A 15,826-nucleotide genomic window follows, 5' to 3' on the forward strand; every position below is an offset into this window, starting at 1 on the left:
TCACTCCCTTAAACCATTTAGCCGCGCGCGGCGGCAATCTTGATCAGTTTGGCGTAGTAGAAGCCATCGTGTCCGCCTTCTTGCGCCAGCAGTTGGCGACCGTGGGGCTGCTTGATGCCGGCGGTTGTGGCGAGGTCCAGCTCCCGGGCGCCGCTGGTGCGGGCAAGGAAGGCTTCGATCACCTCGGTGTTTTCAGTCGGCAAGGTGGAACACGTGGCGTAGAGCAGGATGCCGCCGACTTCCAGGGTCGGCCACAGCGCGTCGAGCAGCTCGCCTTGTAGCACGGCCAGGGCGGCAATGTCGTCGGGTTGGCGGGTGAGCTTGATGTCTGGGTGGCGGCGGATCACACCGGTGGCGGAGCACGGCGCATCAAGCAGGATGCGCTGGAACGGTTTGCCGTCCCACCAGGTGGCAGTGTCACGGCCGTCGGCGGCGATCAGCTCGGCGCTGAGGCCCAGGCGTGCAAGGTTTTCCCGCACGCGCACCAGGCGCTTGGCTTCGAGGTCGACAGCGACGACACCGGCGAGGTCGTTTTCGACTTCCAGAATGTGACAGGTCTTACCGCCAGGTGCGCAGCAGGCGTCTAGCACGCGTTGGCCGGGCGCCAGGTCGAGCAGGTCGCCAGCCAGTTGCGCGGCTTCATCCTGCACGCTGATCCAGCCTTCGGCAAAGCCCGGCAGGCTGCGCACATCAGCGGCCGCTTCGAGCACGATACCGTCGATGCTGTACACGCACGGCGTGGCATTGATGCTGGCGTCAATGAGCAATTGCAGGTAGGCGTCGCGGCTGTGATGACGGCGATTGACCCGCAGGATCATCGGCGGGTGCGCATTGTTGGCTGCGCAAATGGCTTCCCATTGCTCAGGCCAGCACGCTTTCAACGATTTTTGCAGCCAGCGTGGGTGAGCGGTGCGCACTACCGGATCATGTTCCAGTTCGGCCAGCAGCGCTTCACTCTCGCGCTGGGCGCGGCGCAGCACGGCATTGAGCAAGGCCTTGGCCCAAGGTTTTTTCAGCTTGTCGGCGCAACCGACCGTTTCACCGATGGCGGCGTGAGCGGGCACGCGGGTGTAGAGCAGCTGATAGAGGCCTACCAGCAGCAGCGCTTCGACGTCAGCATCCGCAGCCTTGAACGGCTTTTGCAACAACGTGGCCGCCAACGCCGACAAGCGTGGCTGCCAGCGGGCGGTGCCAAAGGCCAGGTCCTGGGTGAAGCCGCGATCACGGTCTTCAACCTTATCCATCTGCGTGGGCAACGAACTGTTCAGCGATGCCTTGCCATTGAGCACGGCGGCAAGGGCCTTGGCGGCGGCCAGTCGCGGGTTCATTGGGCGACCATCCCGAGAACGGTGCCCAGGGCAAACTTCTCACGACGGCTGTTGAACACATCGCTGAAATTCAGCGCCTTGCCACCGGGCAATTGCAGACGGGTCAGGCACAGCGCCTGTTCGCCGCAAGCGACCAACAGGCCGTCCTTGCTGGCGCCGATGATTTCACCCGGAGCGCCTGTGCCCTCGGCCAGGGTCGCGGCCAGTACTTTCAAGGCTTCGCCGTTGAGGGTGCTGTGACAGATCGGCCACGGGTTGAAGGCGCGTACCAGGCGTTCCAGTTCCACGGCCGGGCGGCTCCAGTCGATGCGCGCTTCGTCTTTGTTCAGCTTGTGGGCGTAGGTGGCCAGGCTGTCATCCTGCACGTCGCCTTCCAGGATGCCGGCAGCCAGGCCGGCGATGGCCTGGATTACGGCGGGCGGGCCCAGCTCGGCAAGGCGGTCGTGCAGGCTGCCGCCAGTGTCTTGGGCGGTGATCGGGGTGGTGACTTTGAGCAGCATCGGGCCGGTGTCCAGACCCGCCTCCATGCGCATCACGGTCACGCCGCTTTCGCTGTCACCCGCCTCCACTGCGCGTTGGATCGGTGCCGCGCCGCGCCAGCGCGGCAACAACGACGCATGGCTGTTGATGCAACCCAGGCGTGGAATATCCAGCACCACTTGCGGCAGGATCAAGCCGTAGGCCACCACCACCAGCAGGTCCGGCTTCAGGGCAGCCAGCTCGGCCTGAGCCTCGGCGTTACGCAGGGTTGGCGGCTGCAGCACGGGAAGGTTGTGTTCCAGCGCCAGTTGCTTGACCGGGCTCGGCATCAGTTTTTGTCCACGACCGGCCGGGCGATCCGGCTGGGTGTACACCGCGACGATGTCATAAGGGCTGGCAAGCAGTGCCTTCAGGTGTTCGGCCGCGAATTCAGGCGTGCCGGCAAAAACAATGCGCAGTGGCTCGGTCATGGGTGGTCTCGGTTAAAAGCAGTCACAAAAGAAAAAGGCTTGCCGCAGCAAGCCTTTGGAAGGAGGGCATCAAGCTTGCTGGCGATGCTTTTTTTCCAGCTTCTTCTTGATTCGGTCGCGCTTGAGCGTCGACAGGTAATCGACAAACAGCTTGCCATTGAGGTGGTCGCACTCGTGCTGGATGCACACCGCCAGCAGGCCTTCGGCGATCAGCTCGAACGGCTTGCCGTCGCGGCCCAGGGCCTTGATCTTCACGCGCATCGGGCGCTCGACGTTCTCATAGAACTCCGGCACTGACAGGCAGCCTTCCTGGTATTCGCCCATCTCTTCAGTCAGCGGTTCGAACTCGGGGTTGATGTACACCCGCGGCTCGCTGCGGTCTTCCGACAGGTCCATGACCACGACACGCGAATGCACGTTGACCTGGGTCGCGGCGAGGCCGATGCCCGGGGCTTCATACATTGTTTCAAACATGTCATCGACCAACTGACGAACCTTGTCGTCCACTACGGCCACCGGCTTGGCGACAGTGCGCAGGCGCGAGTCGGGGAATTCGAGGATGTTCAAAATAGCCATAAGCGTAATTGCTGCACATGTGAGGTAGAGGCAAATCGGCGTTGGGATGGACCCAGACCGCCGGTGTGAAACACCCAAAAGCCACGAAGGCTCTGGCATTTCACGCGAACGCACATAATAAAGGAGATTCACCCCATGAGGAAATCGCTACTCGTCTTGCTATTGTGGGCCCCGTTCGCCATGGCCCTGCTGCCGCCGCCCGTGCAGCGGCTGGATCAGCCGACGCAACAGGCTATCCAGCGCTTTTTACTGCATAACCGCCTTCTTGATTCGCCTCGAGACCTGGACAACGCGCCGTACATCGTTGCCGCCGATGCTGGCCGAGTGCTGGGTGCCAATGGCGAGCGGGTATATGCCAGGGGCGACTTGGAGCCTTCCCAGCCGAATTACGGAATATTCCGACGAGGCAAGGTTTACACCGACCCGGTGACTAAAGAGCTGTTGGGCGTCAACGCCAATGATATTGGCACTGCGCGATTTGTCGTGGCGGGCGACCTTACTACCCTGGCCGTACAGCGAGTCACGCAGGAGGTGCGCCCCGGAGACCGCTTGCTGCGTGCACAACCTCCTATCGTCCCGACAACCCTTGCGACCGCGCCCACCGCGCCCTTTGTCGAAGGGCACATCATCGATATCCCCAAGGGTGTTACGCACATCGGCGTGCTCGACGCCGTAACCCTCAACAAAGGGCGTCGCGATGGTCTGGTCGAAGGCCAACTGCTCAGCGTGATCAAGACCGGCGCCACCGTCCGCGATGGCCTTAGTGGCGCGTCGACGCAACTTCCTGATGAACGCGCCGGCACCCTGCTGGTGTTTCGCACCTACGAAAAGCTCAGTTACGCCCTGGTGCTCAGTGCCTCACGGCCGCTGGCGGTCATGGACCGTTTCGAGACTGCCCATCAAACACAATAAATAGCCTGCTAAATAAGTTACCAACAGAGTTATCCACAGCTTGTTCCGGTCAAGGACGATCAAATGCACCCGATACACAACCAAGAAATCTCCCCGTCAGAACTGGAAGCCCGACTACGCTTGCACAGGCTGCCGGAACTGGGTCCGAAGCGTTTTCGCTTACTGATCGAAGCGTTCGGCTCTGCGTCAAAGGCCATCAGCGCGCCTGCCAGTGCCTGGCGTTCGCTGGGGTTGCCAGCCATTAGCGCCGATGCCCGGCGCAGTCATGAAATCCGCGACGGCGCCAGTGCGGCATTGGCCTGGCTGGCGTGCCCGGCCCAGCATTTGCTGATGTGGGACCAACCGGAGTACCCCGCTCTGCTCGCCGAGATTGATGATGCGCCGCCGCTTTTATTCGTCGCCGGTGACCCTGCAATCCTGGAAAGACCGCAACTGGCGATGGTCGGAAGTCGTCGCGCGTCTCGTCCTGGCATGGACACCGCCGCTGCGTTTTCGCGCAGTCTGGCGAGCGCTGGTTTTGTCATCACCAGTGGCCTTGCATTAGGCATCGACGGCGCAGCCCATCAAGCGGCATTGGAGGTGGGCGGTCAGACAATCGGCGTCCTCGGCACCGGGCTCGAAAATTTTTATCCACAACGTCACAGACGGCTCGCGGAGGCGATGATTGACCAGGGCAGCGCCGTAGTTTCCGAGTTTCCACTGGACGCCCCGCCCCAGGCCAGCAACTTCCCCAGGCGTAACCGGATCATCAGTGGTTTGTCCCTGGGCGTACTGGTGGTGGAAGCCGGCATGGCCAGTGGTTCGCTGATCACCGCGAAGTTGGCGGCCGAGCAGGGGCGTGAGGTGTATGCGATCCCGGGCTCCATCCATCATCCCGGCGCGAAGGGCTGTCATCAGTTGATCCGCGACGGCGCGGTGCTGGTGGAGACCATCGAGCACATCCTTGAAGGTTTGCGTGGCTGGCAAGCGCTGTCGCGCCCGGCGCCGATGCCTGTCGTCCATCCGCTGGTGGCGCTGTTGCACGCAGCACCCCAGACCAGTGAGGCCCTGGTGATTGCCAGCGGGCGCCCGTTGTCCCAAGTGCTGGCGACGCTGACCGAGTTGGAGCTGGAAGACCAGGTTATCTGTGAAAATGGGCGCTGGCTTGCGCGCTGCTAGGTTTTGTAAAGAAGATCGGTAAACTGCGCAGAGCTTTAGTCTGGAGAGTAAACAATGGTCAACCGGTGGCGTGTGCTGGAAACCGCACGAGAAATTCGCGCAGGCGCGGTGATTGCCTATCCAACAGAAGCGGTTTGGGGCCTTGGCTGCGACCCGTGGAATGAAGAAGCAGTGGACCGTTTGCTCGCCATCAAGAACCGCTCGGTGGACAAGGGCCTGATCCTGGTGGCGGACAATATCCGCCAGTTCGACTTTCTGTTCGAAGACTTCCCGCAGGATTGGATCGATCGCATGGCCAGCACCTGGCCTGGCCCGAACACCTGGCTGGTGCCTCATCAGGGGTTGCTGCCGGAATGGGTGACAGGTGTGCACGACACCGTCGCGGTGCGGGTCACTGACCATCCGCTGGTGCGGGATTTGTGCTCGTTGGTAGGGCCTTTGATTTCCACCTCGGCCAACCCCCAGGGGCGCCCGGCTGCGCGCACGCGGATCCGCGTTGAGCAATACTTCCGTGGGCAGGTGGATCTGGTGTTGGGTGGTGCGCTGGGTGGGCGCAAGAACCCAAGCTTGATTCGGGATTTGGTGACGGGTGAGGTGGTGCGGCCTTCCTGAGACCGCCTCATGGCCATCGCGGGCTTGCCCGCGATGAGGCCCTTACAGACTCCAGATATCCATTGCTTTACGGCAGGAGAATGGTCGACCCAGTCGTCCGTCGCCCCGACAACTCGGTCTGCGCCTTTGCCGCATCCGCCAGCGAATACCGCTGGTTGATATCAATACGCACCTTGCCACTGTTGATCATCGAGAACAGGTCATCAGCCATCGCCTGCAAGTTCTGCGGGTTATTGGCATAGGTCGCCAAGGTTGGCCGGGTGACGTACAGCGAGCCCTTGGCCGACAGAATCCCCAGGTTCACCCCATCCACCGCGCCTGACGCATTGCCGAAGCTCACCACCAGCCCACGCGGCGCCACGCTGTCCAGCGACGTCAGCCAGGTGTCCTTGCCGACGCCGTCGTACACCACCGGGACTTTTTTGCCGTCGGTCAATTCCAACACGCGCTCTGCGACGTTTTCCTTGCTGTAGTCGATGGTTTCCCAGGCGCCGAGGGATTTGGCCAGTGCGGCCTTTTCCGGCGAGCTCACGGTACCGATCAACTTCACGCCCAGGGCCTTGGCCCATTGGCAGGCCAGCGAACCCACGCCACCGGCAGCGGCGTGGAACAGGATGGTTTCACCGGCTTTCACTTCATAGGTCTGGCGCAGCAGGTACTGCACGGTCAGGCCCTTGAGCATGGCGCCGGCCGCTTGTTCGAAGCTGATCTCGTCCGGCAGGTGCACCAGGTTGGCGGCGGGCAGCACGTGCAGATGGCTGTAGGCACCCAACGGACCACTGCCGTAGGCCACACGGTCGCCGACCTTGAATTGGGTGACTTCGCTGCCGATCGCGTCGACCACGCCGGCGCCCTCTGCGCCCAACCCTGAAGGCAATGCTGGCGGCGCGTACAGACCACTGCGAAAATAGGTGTCGATGAAGTTCAGGCCGATCGCCTCGTTACGCACGCGAACCTGCTGCGGGCCAGGCTCCGCAGGCGTGTAGTCGACATACTCAAGCACTTCGGGACCGCCATGGGCGCTGAACTGGATACGTTTTGCCATCTGCTTTCTCCTTGGTTCGAACTCGCGTAGCCGCCTATCGAACTCCTAAGCTTGATCTTCGTCAACTGCGGCGCAATGGGGTGGGGTGTTATCCTGTGCGCCCATTTGCCGCCGACGCCCAATGGCTTCGCGTAGCTTTGCCCGATTCAAGGTGATGCCATGACTACCCGCACCGAGGCCGTAAAGGCCTACCTGCTTGATCTGCAAGACCGCATTTGCAGCGCCCTGGAAACCTTCGAGACGGACACTCGCTTTATCGAAGACGCCTGGACCCGGCCTGCCGGCGGCGGCGGTCGCACCCGTGTGATTGCAAGCGGTTCGGTGATCGAAAAAGGCGGCGTTAACTTCTCCCACGTATTTGGCAGCGGTCTCCCACCGTCCGCCAGTGCGCATCGCCCAGAGTTGGCCGGTCGCGGCTTTGAGGCCTTGGGCGTATCGCTGGTGATCCACCCGCATAATCCCCACGTACCGACTTCCCACGCCAACGTGCGCTTTTTCATCGCCGAAAAAGAAGGCGAAGAGCCGGTGTGGTGGTTTGGCGGCGGTTTCGACCTCACGCCCTACTACGGCAACGAAGAAGACTGCATCCACTGGCACCGCGTGGCCGAGCAGGCCTGCGCGCCGTTCGGCCCGGACGTGTATTCGCGCTACAAGGCTTGGTGCGACAGTTATTTCCATATCAAGCACCGCAATGAACCGCGTGGCATTGGCGGCCTGTTCTTCGATGACGTGAACGAGTGGGACTTCGACACCTGCTTCGCCTTTATCCGCGCCATCGGCGACGCTTATATCGACGCCTACCTGCCGATCGTGCAGCGCCGAAAGGCCATCGCCTACACCGAGCAACAGCGCGAATTCCAGGAATTCCGTCGCGGCCGCTATGTTGAATTCAACCTGGTCTACGACCGTGGCACCCTGTTTGGCCTGCAATCGGGCGGGCGCACTGAGTCGATCCTGATGTCGCTGCCACCGCAAGTGCGCTGGAGCTATGACTGGAAGGCCGAGGCTGGCAGCGAAGAAGCGCGCCTTACCGATTATTTCCTGCAAGACCGCGACTGGCTGGGCCTTGCTGCGCCCAAGGCGGCGGTCTGATGGACCGTTATGTGGTGTTCGGCAACCCCATCGGCCACAGCAAGTCGCCGCTGATCCACCGCATGTTCGCAGAGCAGACGGGCGAGCACTTGGACTACAGCACCTTGCTTGCGCCGCTGGAGGATTTCACCGGCTGCGCCCGTGAGTTTTTCCTACAAGGCCGTGGCGCCAATGTGACTGTGCCGTTCAAGGAAGACGCCTACCGCCTGGCCAACACCCTCACCGAGCGCGCCCAACGCGCAGGCGCGGTGAACACCTTGAGTAAACTCGCCGACGGCACCTTGCTCGGCGACAACACCGACGGCGCCGGCCTGGTGCGCGACCTCAAGGTAAACGCCGGGTTGACGCTGCAAGGCAAACGCATCCTGCTGCTGGGCGCCGGTGGGGCGGTGCGCGGTGCGCTGGAACCGTTACTGGCCGAACAGCCGGCTTCGCTGATCATCGCCAACCGCACGGTGGAAAAGGCTGAGTTGCTCGCCGAGTTGTTTGACGATCTGGGCCCCGTATCTGCCAGTGGGTTCGACTGGCTGCGTGAGCCGGTAGACGTGATCATCAACGCTACGTCGGCCAGCCTGTCAGGCGATGTACCGCCGATTGCTGGCAGCCTGATCGAGCCGGGTAAGACCTTTTGCTACGACATGATGTATGCCAAGGAACCTACCCCGTTCTGCCGCTGGGCGACTGAACAAGGCGCAGCCTTGGCAATGGATGGGTTGGGCATGTTGGTGGAGCAAGCGGCGGAAGCGTTCTACCTGTGGCGCGGTGTACGCCCGGCGTCGGCGCCGGTGTTGGCTGAATTGCGCCGGCAGTTGGCTTAACTCAAATCTAATGTGGGCACAGTCAATGTGTGTGCGGTCTCAGTCTTCGAAATGGAGGGGGCACTTGTCGGGCCCCTCAAGTTTTTTCAACTCATCCACCACCTGCGGCCTAGCCCGGCGCAACGTCAAACTTCGCCCCAACCCCTTCAACCTCCGCGCTTCCTGGTGCAGCATCTCCACCCCCGAATAATCGATGAAATTGATTTGCTGCGCCTCAATCACCACCCGCTCGCCCTGCAAACTTTGCAGGCGTACTTGCAGATAATGGCTGGCGCCAAAAAAGATTGAGCCGCCCACCCGCAGCACATCCTCATCCCCGTCTCGCCATTGCTGAACCCGAGGTTGCGACGTGCGTTTGAGATAGAAAAACAGCGATGCCAGCACCCCGGCGTAAATCGCGGTTTGCAGCTCTAGGAGTAAGGTGGCGACGCACGTCAGGCTCATTACCACAAACTCTGCGCGACTGACGCGGAACAACGCGCGAATGCCGCGATGGTCCACCAACCCCCAGCAAATCAGCAGGATGCTCGCGGCCATGCTCGGGATTGGAATGTGCGCGATCAGCGCCGCACCAAACAAGGCGAACAACGCCACCCACAGCGCAGAAAACACGCCGGCCAACGGCGAGCAGGCGCCCGCCTCATAGCTGAGGCCCGAACGGGTAAAGGAGCCGGCCGACAGATAACCAGAGAAAAATCCGCCAACGATATTGGATAGACCTTGCGCACGAACTTCTTGGTTGGCATCAAGCAATTGCTGCGAACGCGCCGACAGCGAGCGGGCAATCGACAGGCTGGTCACCAGCCCCAGCATGCCCACCGCCACGGCGCTGGGCAGCAGGCGCAGGATCATGTCCAAGTCCATCGGCAACGGGCTGAACGGCGGTAGCTTGCCAATAAACGAACTGACCAGCGCCACATGCCCGAACATCGCCGGCCACAACCACGCCACCAGGCTGCCCAAAGCCAGCGCGATCAACAGCGTCGGCCAGCGGGGCACCAGGTACTTGAGCAGTGCGCCCACCAGCAGAGTTCCCAGCCCCAGGGCAAGGGATGCGTGGTCCCATTCGCCGCTGTGGTGGATCAGTGCCAGCAGGCTATTGATCGCCGTGGCCTGGCTCGGTAGATCCAGCCCCAACAGGTTGGGCAATTGCCCCACGGCAATCACCACGGCGGCGCCCAGGGTGAAACCGAGCACCACCGAGTGGGAGACAAAATTCACCAGCGCGCCGAAGCGCAGCATGCCCAGCAGCCACTGGAAAACCCCGGCGAGGAAGGTGAGCAGCAAAATCAGGGTGATGTAGTCCTGGGAGCCCGGCACGGCCAAGGGACTGACGCTGGCATACAGCACAATGGAAATCGCCGCCGTGGGGCCGCAGATCAGGTGCCAGGATGAACCCCAGAGGCACGCGATCAGCACCGGGATGATCGCAGCGTACAGGCCGTATTCGGGGGGCAGACCGGCGATCAGTGCGTAGGCAATCGACTGTGGCAGGGCGAGCACGGCGCCGCTGAGGCCGACCAGTGCGTCCCGACCGACGCTGGCGCGGGTCTGGCGCGGGAGCCAGGCGAGGAAGGGGAAGAGTGTATGGCGGTTGGGCCGGGGCATCGCGAACTCGGTTTAAAGGTTTGGCGCAGAATATCAGTACTGATTAGTTCCCGTGGGAGGGGGACTTGCCCCCTCCCACATTTGGATTGCATCAAGCCTTAGAGTTTGGCTTTAACTGCAGATAGTGCGTCTTTGCCGTCCAGTGTTTTTACACCATCCAGCCATTTGTCCAACACCGCCGGGTTGGCTTTGATCCACGCCTTCGCCGCCTCAGCGTTGCTGACCTTGTTATTGGCCACCTGCGCCATGATTGCGTTCTCCATCTCCTGAGTAAAGCTCAGGTTGGTCAGCAATTTCCCTACATTCGGGCAGGCCTGTGCATAGCCCTTGCGGGTCAGGGTGTACACGCTGCCGGTGTCGCCAAAGTATTTCTCGCCTCCTTTGAGGTAGTGCATTTTCAACTGCACGTTCATCGGGTGCGGGGTCCAGCCAAGGAAGGTGACGAATTTCTGCTTCTTAACAGCCCGTGATACTTCGGCGAGCATCGCCTGTTCGCTGGACTCCACCAGCTTCCACTGGCCGAGATCAAAGTCGTTTTTCTTGATGATTTCCTGCAGCGAGATATTCGCCGGCGCACCGGAGCCGATGCCATAAATTTTCATGCCGAACTTGTCGGCAAACTTGTTCAAGTCGGCGAAGTCATGCACCCCGGCGTCCCATACGTAGTCGGGCACGGCGAGGGTGAACTCGGTGCCGTCGAGGTTTTTCCCCAGTTGCACCACATCGCCGTTGGCCACGAACTTGTCGTAAAAGCCTTGCTGCGCCGGCATCCAGTTACCCAGGAACACATCCACCTGGCCGTCCTTGAGCCCGCCGAAGATGATCGGGACCGCGAGGGTGTCGACCTTGGCCTTGTAGCCCATGCCGGTCAGTAAAAAACCGGTGATGGCATTGGTGGCCGCAATATCGCTCCAGCCTGGATCGGCCATCTTTATCGTTTCGCAGCTGGCGTCCGCGTACACATTGGCACTACTCAACACCAACATACCCAGCACTACAGTCAACTTTTGCATGGCCTTCCCTCAGTCTATTTATTGGTTTTGGCAGGTTGTGGATAACGTGCCTTGCGCTCCAGGTCGTCGAGGTCGATGTGGTTGCGCATGTACTGCTGACTGGCGTCCACCCATGGCTGGTGATCCCAGCTCTTCAGCTTGCCTTGGGTCAGTGCTTCAAACACCAGACGGCGGCGGCGTTGGCTGGCGAGCACCTGTTGGTGGATCGCCGGGATGTCCCATTTGGCCCGCGCCTCGTCAAGGAAGGCTGCAAACAGCGCCCGATGCTGCGGCGACTGGCTGAGTTCTTCCTGTTCCCGAGGGTCGTTGTGTACATCGAACAGTAGACAAGGGTCGTCTTCGCTGTAGATGAATTTGTACGCGCCACGGCGAATCATCATCAGCGGGCTGATGGTGCCTTCAGCCATGTATTCGCCGAACACCTCGTCGTGCCCCCCCTGCCCTTGCAAGTGTGGGACCAGCGAACGGCCGTCCAGCGGCAGGCGCGGGTCCAGCTCGCCGCCGGCCAGTTCCACCAGGGTCGGCAACAGGTCGGCGGTGGACACGGCTTTGGACACGCGGCCTGCCGCGAATTGCCCCGGCGCACTCACCAGCAGTGGCACGCGGGCGGCCATTTCGAACCAGTGCATTTTGTACCAGAGGCCACGCTCGCCGAGCATGTCGCCGTGGTCGCCGGAGAAGATGATGATCGTGTCGTCGGCCAGGCCGGTGTCTTCCAGGGTTTGCAGGAGCTTGCCGACATTGCTGTCGATGTAGCTGCACGCGCCGAAGTAGGCACGGCGCGCATCACGAATCTTATCCACAGGCAGCGGCTTGTCCCACAGGTCGTAGACCTTGAGCAGGCGCTGGGAATGCGGGTCGAGATCACCTTGCGCGGGTGTTGCAGGCAACGGGATGTCGGCGTCGTCGTACAGGTCCCAGAATGGCTTGGGAATCGTGTACGGATCGTGTGGGTGAGTCATCGACACGGTCAGGCAGAACGGCTGGTCGCCGTCCTCGCGGATGTGGTCGAACAGGTACTGCTGCGCCTTGAACACCACTTCTTCGTCGAAATCCAGCTGGTTGGTGCGCACGCACGGGCCGGCTTGCAGCACCGAGGACATGTTGTGATACCAAGTGGGTCGTACGTCCGGCTCATCCCAGTTCACCGCCCAGCCGTAGTCGGCGGGGTAAATGTCGCTGGTCAGGCGTTCTTCATAACCGTGCAGTTGATCTGGTCCGCAGAAGTGCATCTTGCCCGACAACGCGGTGCGGTAGCCGAGGCGCCGAAGATAGTGGGCATAGGTCGGCACATCGGCGGGGAAATCGGCGGCGTTGTCGTAGGCGCCTATCTTGCTCGGCAACTGGCCGCTGACCAGGGTGAAACGCGACGGTGCACACAGCGGGCTGTTGCAGTACGCCGCGTCGAACACCACGCCCTGCGTAGCGAGGCGGCTTAGATTAGGCAGCTTGATAGGCGAAGAACCGTAGAACGGAAGCAACGGCGCGGCCATTTGATCGGCCATGATAAAAAGAATGTTCTTGCGCTTCATGGGTTCTCGGCATTCCATAGGCGATGTTTATGCGAATGAGCATGCAGCCCATGCAAACTGGGGTAAAGCCCATGAAAAGCAATGTCTAGGATAAGCACAGCTTATGTATGAAGCCCTCGGTGACGTGTCCCTCGATTTGCTGCGCGCCTTCGAAGCCGCAGCGCGCCACCGCAGCTTCACCGCCGCCGCGATGGAGCTGGGCACCACCCAACCGGCCATCAGCCAGCAGATCAAGCGCCTGGAAGAGCAACTGGCGAACCGCTTGTTTGATCGAATCTACCGTGGCATTGAGCTGACCGACGCCGGCGCCCTGTTGTTCGAGCATGTGCAAGGTGGCTTGCAGGCCATCAACCAAGGTCTGAGCGCAATCGCCCAACAGGATCAACATGAAGTGCTGCAAGTCGCGACGGACTTTGCGTTTGCCGCCTACTGGTTGATGCCGCGCCTGCACCGCTTTCACCACGCCAATCCCCAGGTAGACGTAAGCCTGGTGACCAGCGAACGCAACCACGCCACCCTGCGCAGCGATATCGATGTGGCGGTGCTGTTTGGCGATGGCCGTTTCAAGCAGGGCGACAGCCTGTGGCTGTTCAACGAAGAAGTGTTCCCGGTGTGCAGCCCGCAATGGCTGAAGAACCAGGCGTCACCGCTGACTGTACAAAATTTGCACGATGTTCCTCTGCTGCACCTGCGTCAGGAAAACAACAGCCAGTGGTTCGACTGGAGCGGTGTGTTTCGCGAGCTGGGTATCACCACTGCACCCACACCCGGCCAACTGCGCTTCGATAATTACACCCTGCTTATCCAGGCCGCGATTGCCGGCCAGGGCGTAGCCATCGGCTGGCGCCACCTGGTGGATAACTTGCTGGAGCAGGGCTGGTTGTGCCGGCCGGTGAGCGGTACGGTGATCTCACGTTTCGGCTATTACGTGGTGCAGCCACAGCGCAAACGCCGGAGGCAATTGGTCGAGCGGTTTGTCGACTGGCTGGTGGCCGAGCAGGCCAGCAGCGCGCAGTCGCTGACCGGGCTGGCCCTGCCGTCCATTGCGGTCTAGGATTTTGCGCACATTGGATCCGGAGTCGGTCATGCAACGTATCAAGGGCTATCACGCCCATATCTACTTTGACGCCAGCACCATTGAGCAGGCGCGCACCTTGTGCGAAGACGCCGCCAAACTCTTCCCGCTGCGCATGGGCCGTGTACACGAACGGCCCGTGGGCCCTCACCCGGACTGGAGCTGCCAGCTGGCGTTCGACGCCGAATACATTGGCGTGGTGTTGCCGTGGTTGGTGATCCATCGCAATGGGCTGGTGGTGTTCCTGCACCCCAATACCGGCGATGAGCTGAAGGATCATACCGACTACGCGGTGTGGATGGGGGCGGTGCGCGAGCTGGATCTGTCTGTTTTGTAACCTCTTTCTAATCCGCAACCCCCTGCTGCCTTAAAGGGGTGTGGGATTTTGCGCGCTCAACTCCCATTATGTGGGACTGGTATTTATATATTGAGATATTACTGGTCATAGGTTTATATTCGCCCATCTGCTTTTTTCAGCACCCACTCATTTCAGGTGAAGCGATGCAGGCGCAATTGATCGCGCTCGATTGGGGAACTAGTTCCCTTCGTGCTTATAAACTCGGCCCCGCAGGCGTAGTGCTGGAACAGCGCTCGCTGGCGTGGGGCATCATGCATTTGCCCTGCGAGCCCCGCGACATCGCCGGCGTGCGCTGCAGCGATGGCTTCGAGTTGGCGTTCGACGCGGCATGCGGGGATTGGCTCGAAGCGCACCCCGACCTCCCGGTGATCGCCTGCGGTATGGTCGGCAGCGCCCAGGGTTGGAGCGAAGCGGCTTATCGCAATACGCCCGTCGACGTCGCCCGCTTGGGCCAGGCGCTGCATAAGGTGCGCAGCCAGCGCGGGGTTGATGTGCATATCGTGCCCGGTGTGATCGAGCAAAGCGGTTTGCCCAACGTGATGCGCGGCGAAGAAACCCAAGTATTGGGCGTGCTGCAAGGGTTGGGCGCCGATGTATTGATCGGCCTGCCCGGCAGCCATTCCAAGTGGGTCGAGGTGGTCGATGGCTGCATCACTCACTTCGATACCTTCATGACCGGTGAGCTGTTTGCAGTGCTGAGCAAGCACAGCATCCTTGGCCGTACCCAGCAACCGTCCGAAATATTCCAGGCCGAAGCGTTTGACCGAGGCGTGCAAGTGGCGCTCTCCAAAGACGGCCAGCGCGGCGTGCTGTCGACCTTGTTCAGCGCGCGCACCCTTGGGCTCACCGCCCAACTCGCCCCAGACGAACAGCCCGATTACCTCTCGGGTTTGCTCATCGGCCATGAACTCGCCGGCTTGCCCGGCAAAGCCAAACACACGCCGATCATTCTGGTCGGTGCAGCGCCGCTCTGCGCCCGCTATCAACGCGCCCTCGCCCTCTGCGGCTTCGCCCACGTCAGCCTGGCGCAGGAAGCCAGCGAACGCGGCCTGTGGCAACTGGCAGTGGCGGCGGGGCTCACTCAACCTGTATCGGAGGCCTGACATGCTCAAGCAAGCACTCGCGCAAAACGGTTTGATCGCCATCCTGCGCGGCATCCGCCCGGACGAAGCCAAGGCCGTTGGCCAGGTGCTGTACGAGGCCGGGTTTCGGGTGATCGAAGTCCCGCTGAATTCGCCCGACCCTTACACCAGCATTCGTATTCTGCGCGACAGCCTGCCCGCCGATTGCCTGATCGGTGCCGGTACGGTGTTGCTGCCTGAGCAGGTCGAGCAGGTGAAAGCCGCTGGTGGCCAGGTGATCGTGATGCCTCACAGCGATGCCAAGGTGTTGCGTGCCGCGAAAACGGCGGGGCTGTTCCTGTCGCCGGGTGTGGCGACGCCGACCGAAGCCTTCGCCGCATTGGCCGAAGGCGCCGACGTATTGAAGCTGTTCCCGGCCGAGCAAATGGGCCCGGCGGTGATCAAGGCGTGGCTGGCGGTATTGCCGGCAGGCACCTTGCTGCTGCCGGTGGGTGGCATCACCCCGGACAACATGCAGGTGTTCATCGACGCCGGCGCTAAAGGCTTCGGGCTGGGTTCCGGGTTGTTCAAACCGGGTATGACAGTGGATCAGGTAGCGAGCCGCGCCCAGGCTTATGTCGCCGCCTGGAAAGCCCTGAGCTGACTATAAGTTCCGCGCCCACAGGCG

Annotated in this window: 16 protein-coding genes; 9 read left to right on the top strand and 7 right to left on the bottom strand. The window is 61.5% G+C overall.

What is annotated here, in order from left to right; all coding sequences use genetic code 11:
* Nucleotides 1–17: 17 nt before the first annotated feature.
* From rsmB to def, 3 genes are all read right to left on the bottom strand, one after another.
* Nucleotides 18–1,328: a 16S rRNA (cytosine(967)-C(5))-methyltransferase RsmB gene (rsmB, locus tag AACY36_RS13430; protein WP_339419277.1), complete on the bottom strand. Its 1,311-nt coding sequence runs from the start codon at nucleotides 1,326–1,328 to the stop codon at nucleotides 18–20.
* On the bottom strand, nucleotides 1,325–2,278 hold the full coding sequence (gene fmt / locus AACY36_RS13435) for a methionyl-tRNA formyltransferase (protein WP_339419275.1): 954 nt from the start codon (nucleotides 2,276–2,278) through the stop codon (nucleotides 1,325–1,327). Before fmt ends, rsmB begins: the two co-directional genes overlap by 4 nt.
* Nucleotides 2,279–2,347: 69 nt before the next feature.
* A complete protein-coding gene (def, locus tag AACY36_RS13440; RefSeq protein ID WP_339419273.1) occupies nucleotides 2,348–2,854 on the bottom strand; it encodes a peptide deformylase in 507 nt (168 codons plus the stop codon).
* Nucleotides 2,855–2,989: 135 nt separating this feature from the next.
* Here def and AACY36_RS13445 point away from each other — a divergent pair, with 135 nt between their 5' ends.
* The 3 genes from AACY36_RS13445 (at nucleotide 2,990) to AACY36_RS13455 (ending at nucleotide 5,536) form a co-directional block, all read left to right on the top strand.
* Nucleotides 2,990–3,766 carry a peptidoglycan-binding protein gene (locus tag AACY36_RS13445; RefSeq protein ID WP_339419271.1) on the top strand — a complete coding sequence of 259 codons (777 nt, stop codon included), beginning with the start codon at nucleotides 2,990–2,992 and terminating at the stop codon, nucleotides 3,764–3,766.
* Nucleotides 3,767–3,829: 63 nt separating this feature from the next.
* Complete coding sequence (gene dprA, locus AACY36_RS13450; protein ID WP_339419270.1) at nucleotides 3,830–4,924, top strand: DNA-processing protein DprA; 1,095 nt, start codon at nucleotides 3,830–3,832, stop codon at nucleotides 4,922–4,924.
* 54 nt (nucleotides 4,925–4,978) lie between these two features.
* Nucleotides 4,979–5,536 (top strand): L-threonylcarbamoyladenylate synthase, encoded by a 558-nt coding sequence (locus AACY36_RS13455; protein WP_012721468.1) that lies wholly within the window; start codon nucleotides 4,979–4,981, stop codon nucleotides 5,534–5,536.
* A gap of 67 nt (nucleotides 5,537–5,603) precedes the next feature.
* Here the strand turns inward: AACY36_RS13455 and AACY36_RS13460 are convergent, their stop codons facing one another.
* Nucleotides 5,604–6,581 (bottom strand): quinone oxidoreductase family protein, encoded by a 978-nt coding sequence (locus AACY36_RS13460; protein ID WP_339419269.1) that lies wholly within the window; start codon nucleotides 6,579–6,581, stop codon nucleotides 5,604–5,606.
* A 159-nt stretch (nucleotides 6,582–6,740) separates the two neighbouring features.
* On the opposite strand from AACY36_RS13460, the gene hemF reads away from it, so the two are divergent.
* Together hemF and aroE are read left to right on the top strand one after the other, a co-directional pair.
* Nucleotides 6,741–7,673 (top strand): oxygen-dependent coproporphyrinogen oxidase, encoded by a 933-nt coding sequence (gene hemF / locus AACY36_RS13465; RefSeq protein WP_339419267.1) that lies wholly within the window; start codon nucleotides 6,741–6,743, stop codon nucleotides 7,671–7,673.
* Complete coding sequence (gene aroE / locus AACY36_RS13470) at nucleotides 7,673–8,491, top strand: shikimate dehydrogenase (protein ID WP_339419266.1); 819 nt, start codon at nucleotides 7,673–7,675, stop codon at nucleotides 8,489–8,491. Before hemF ends, aroE begins: the two co-directional genes overlap by 1 nt.
* A gap of 39 nt (nucleotides 8,492–8,530) precedes the next feature.
* Here the strand turns inward: aroE and AACY36_RS13475 are convergent, their stop codons facing one another.
* The 3 genes from AACY36_RS13475 to betC all read right to left on the bottom strand — a co-directional run bounded on the left by AACY36_RS13475 (nucleotide 8,531) and on the right by betC (nucleotide 12,644).
* Nucleotides 8,531–10,099 carry a SulP family inorganic anion transporter gene (locus tag AACY36_RS13475; protein ID WP_339419264.1) on the bottom strand — a complete coding sequence of 523 codons (1,569 nt, stop codon included), beginning with the start codon at nucleotides 10,097–10,099 and terminating at the stop codon, nucleotides 8,531–8,533.
* A gap of 98 nt (nucleotides 10,100–10,197) precedes the next feature.
* Complete coding sequence (gene choX / locus AACY36_RS13480; RefSeq protein WP_339419262.1) at nucleotides 10,198–11,112, bottom strand: choline ABC transporter substrate-binding protein; 915 nt, start codon at nucleotides 11,110–11,112, stop codon at nucleotides 10,198–10,200.
* A 14-nt stretch (nucleotides 11,113–11,126) separates the two neighbouring features.
* Nucleotides 11,127–12,644, bottom strand: a complete 1,518-nt coding sequence (betC, locus tag AACY36_RS13485) for a choline-sulfatase (protein WP_339419260.1) — start codon at nucleotides 12,642–12,644, stop codon at nucleotides 11,127–11,129.
* A gap of 103 nt (nucleotides 12,645–12,747) precedes the next feature.
* On the opposite strand from betC, the gene AACY36_RS13490 reads away from it, so the two are divergent.
* The 4 genes from AACY36_RS13490 to AACY36_RS13505 all read left to right on the top strand — a co-directional run bounded on the left by AACY36_RS13490 (nucleotide 12,748) and on the right by AACY36_RS13505 (nucleotide 15,802).
* The gene (locus AACY36_RS13490; RefSeq protein WP_339419258.1) at nucleotides 12,748–13,698 is read left to right on the top strand and encodes a choline sulfate utilization transcriptional regulator; all 951 of its coding nucleotides are present in this window, start codon (nucleotides 12,748–12,750) and stop codon (nucleotides 13,696–13,698) included.
* A gap of 31 nt (nucleotides 13,699–13,729) precedes the next feature.
* On the top strand, nucleotides 13,730–14,056 hold the full coding sequence (locus tag AACY36_RS13495; RefSeq protein WP_339419256.1) for a DOPA 4,5-dioxygenase family protein: 327 nt from the start codon (nucleotides 13,730–13,732) through the stop codon (nucleotides 14,054–14,056).
* Between the two features lie 164 nt (nucleotides 14,057–14,220).
* Entirely contained in the window at nucleotides 14,221–15,180 is a 960-nt protein-coding gene (locus AACY36_RS13500) for a 2-dehydro-3-deoxygalactonokinase (protein ID WP_339497228.1), read from the top strand.
* Between the two features lies 1 nt (nucleotide 15,181).
* Nucleotides 15,182–15,802, top strand: a complete 621-nt coding sequence (locus tag AACY36_RS13505) for a 2-dehydro-3-deoxy-6-phosphogalactonate aldolase (protein ID WP_339419252.1) — start codon at nucleotides 15,182–15,184, stop codon at nucleotides 15,800–15,802.
* Nucleotides 15,803–15,826 lie beyond the last annotated feature (24 nt).

The organism is Pseudomonas sp. EA_15y_Pfl1_P101, assembly GCF_963970835.1.
Taxonomy (GTDB): Bacteria; Pseudomonadota; Gammaproteobacteria; order Pseudomonadales; family Pseudomonadaceae; genus Aquipseudomonas; species Aquipseudomonas tritici.

Bases quoted from the DNA above. Each gene is read 5' to 3' on its own strand.
- rsmB (WP_339419277.1), bottom strand. From the start codon at position 1,328: ATGAACCCGCGACTGGCCGCCGCCAAGGCCCTTGCCGCCGTGCTCAAT.
- fmt (WP_339419275.1), bottom strand. From the start codon at position 2,278: ATGACCGAGCCACTGCGCATTGTTTTTGCCGGCACGCCTGAATTCGCG.
- def (WP_339419273.1), bottom strand. From the start codon at position 2,854: ATGGCTATTTTGAACATCCTCGAATTCCCCGACTCGCGCCTGCGCACT.
- AACY36_RS13445 (WP_339419271.1), top strand. From the start codon at position 2,990: ATGAGGAAATCGCTACTCGTCTTGCTATTGTGGGCCCCGTTCGCCATG.
- dprA (WP_339419270.1), top strand. From the start codon at position 3,830: ATGCACCCGATACACAACCAAGAAATCTCCCCGTCAGAACTGGAAGCC.
- AACY36_RS13455 (WP_012721468.1), top strand. From the start codon at position 4,979: ATGGTCAACCGGTGGCGTGTGCTGGAAACCGCACGAGAAATTCGCGCA.
- AACY36_RS13460 (WP_339419269.1), bottom strand. From the start codon at position 6,581: ATGGCAAAACGTATCCAGTTCAGCGCCCATGGCGGTCCCGAAGTGCTT.
- hemF (WP_339419267.1), top strand. From the start codon at position 6,741: ATGACTACCCGCACCGAGGCCGTAAAGGCCTACCTGCTTGATCTGCAA.
- aroE (WP_339419266.1), top strand. From the start codon at position 7,673: ATGGACCGTTATGTGGTGTTCGGCAACCCCATCGGCCACAGCAAGTCG.
- AACY36_RS13475 (WP_339419264.1), bottom strand. From the start codon at position 10,099: ATGCCCCGGCCCAACCGCCATACACTCTTCCCCTTCCTCGCCTGGCTC.
- choX (WP_339419262.1), bottom strand. From the start codon at position 11,112: ATGCAAAAGTTGACTGTAGTGCTGGGTATGTTGGTGTTGAGTAGTGCC.
- betC (WP_339419260.1), bottom strand. From the start codon at position 12,644: ATGAAGCGCAAGAACATTCTTTTTATCATGGCCGATCAAATGGCCGCG.
- AACY36_RS13490 (WP_339419258.1), top strand. From the start codon at position 12,748: ATGTATGAAGCCCTCGGTGACGTGTCCCTCGATTTGCTGCGCGCCTTC.
- AACY36_RS13495 (WP_339419256.1), top strand. From the start codon at position 13,730: ATGCAACGTATCAAGGGCTATCACGCCCATATCTACTTTGACGCCAGC.
- AACY36_RS13500 (WP_339497228.1), top strand. From the start codon at position 14,221: ATGCAGGCGCAATTGATCGCGCTCGATTGGGGAACTAGTTCCCTTCGT.
- AACY36_RS13505 (WP_339419252.1), top strand. From the start codon at position 15,182: ATGCTCAAGCAAGCACTCGCGCAAAACGGTTTGATCGCCATCCTGCGC.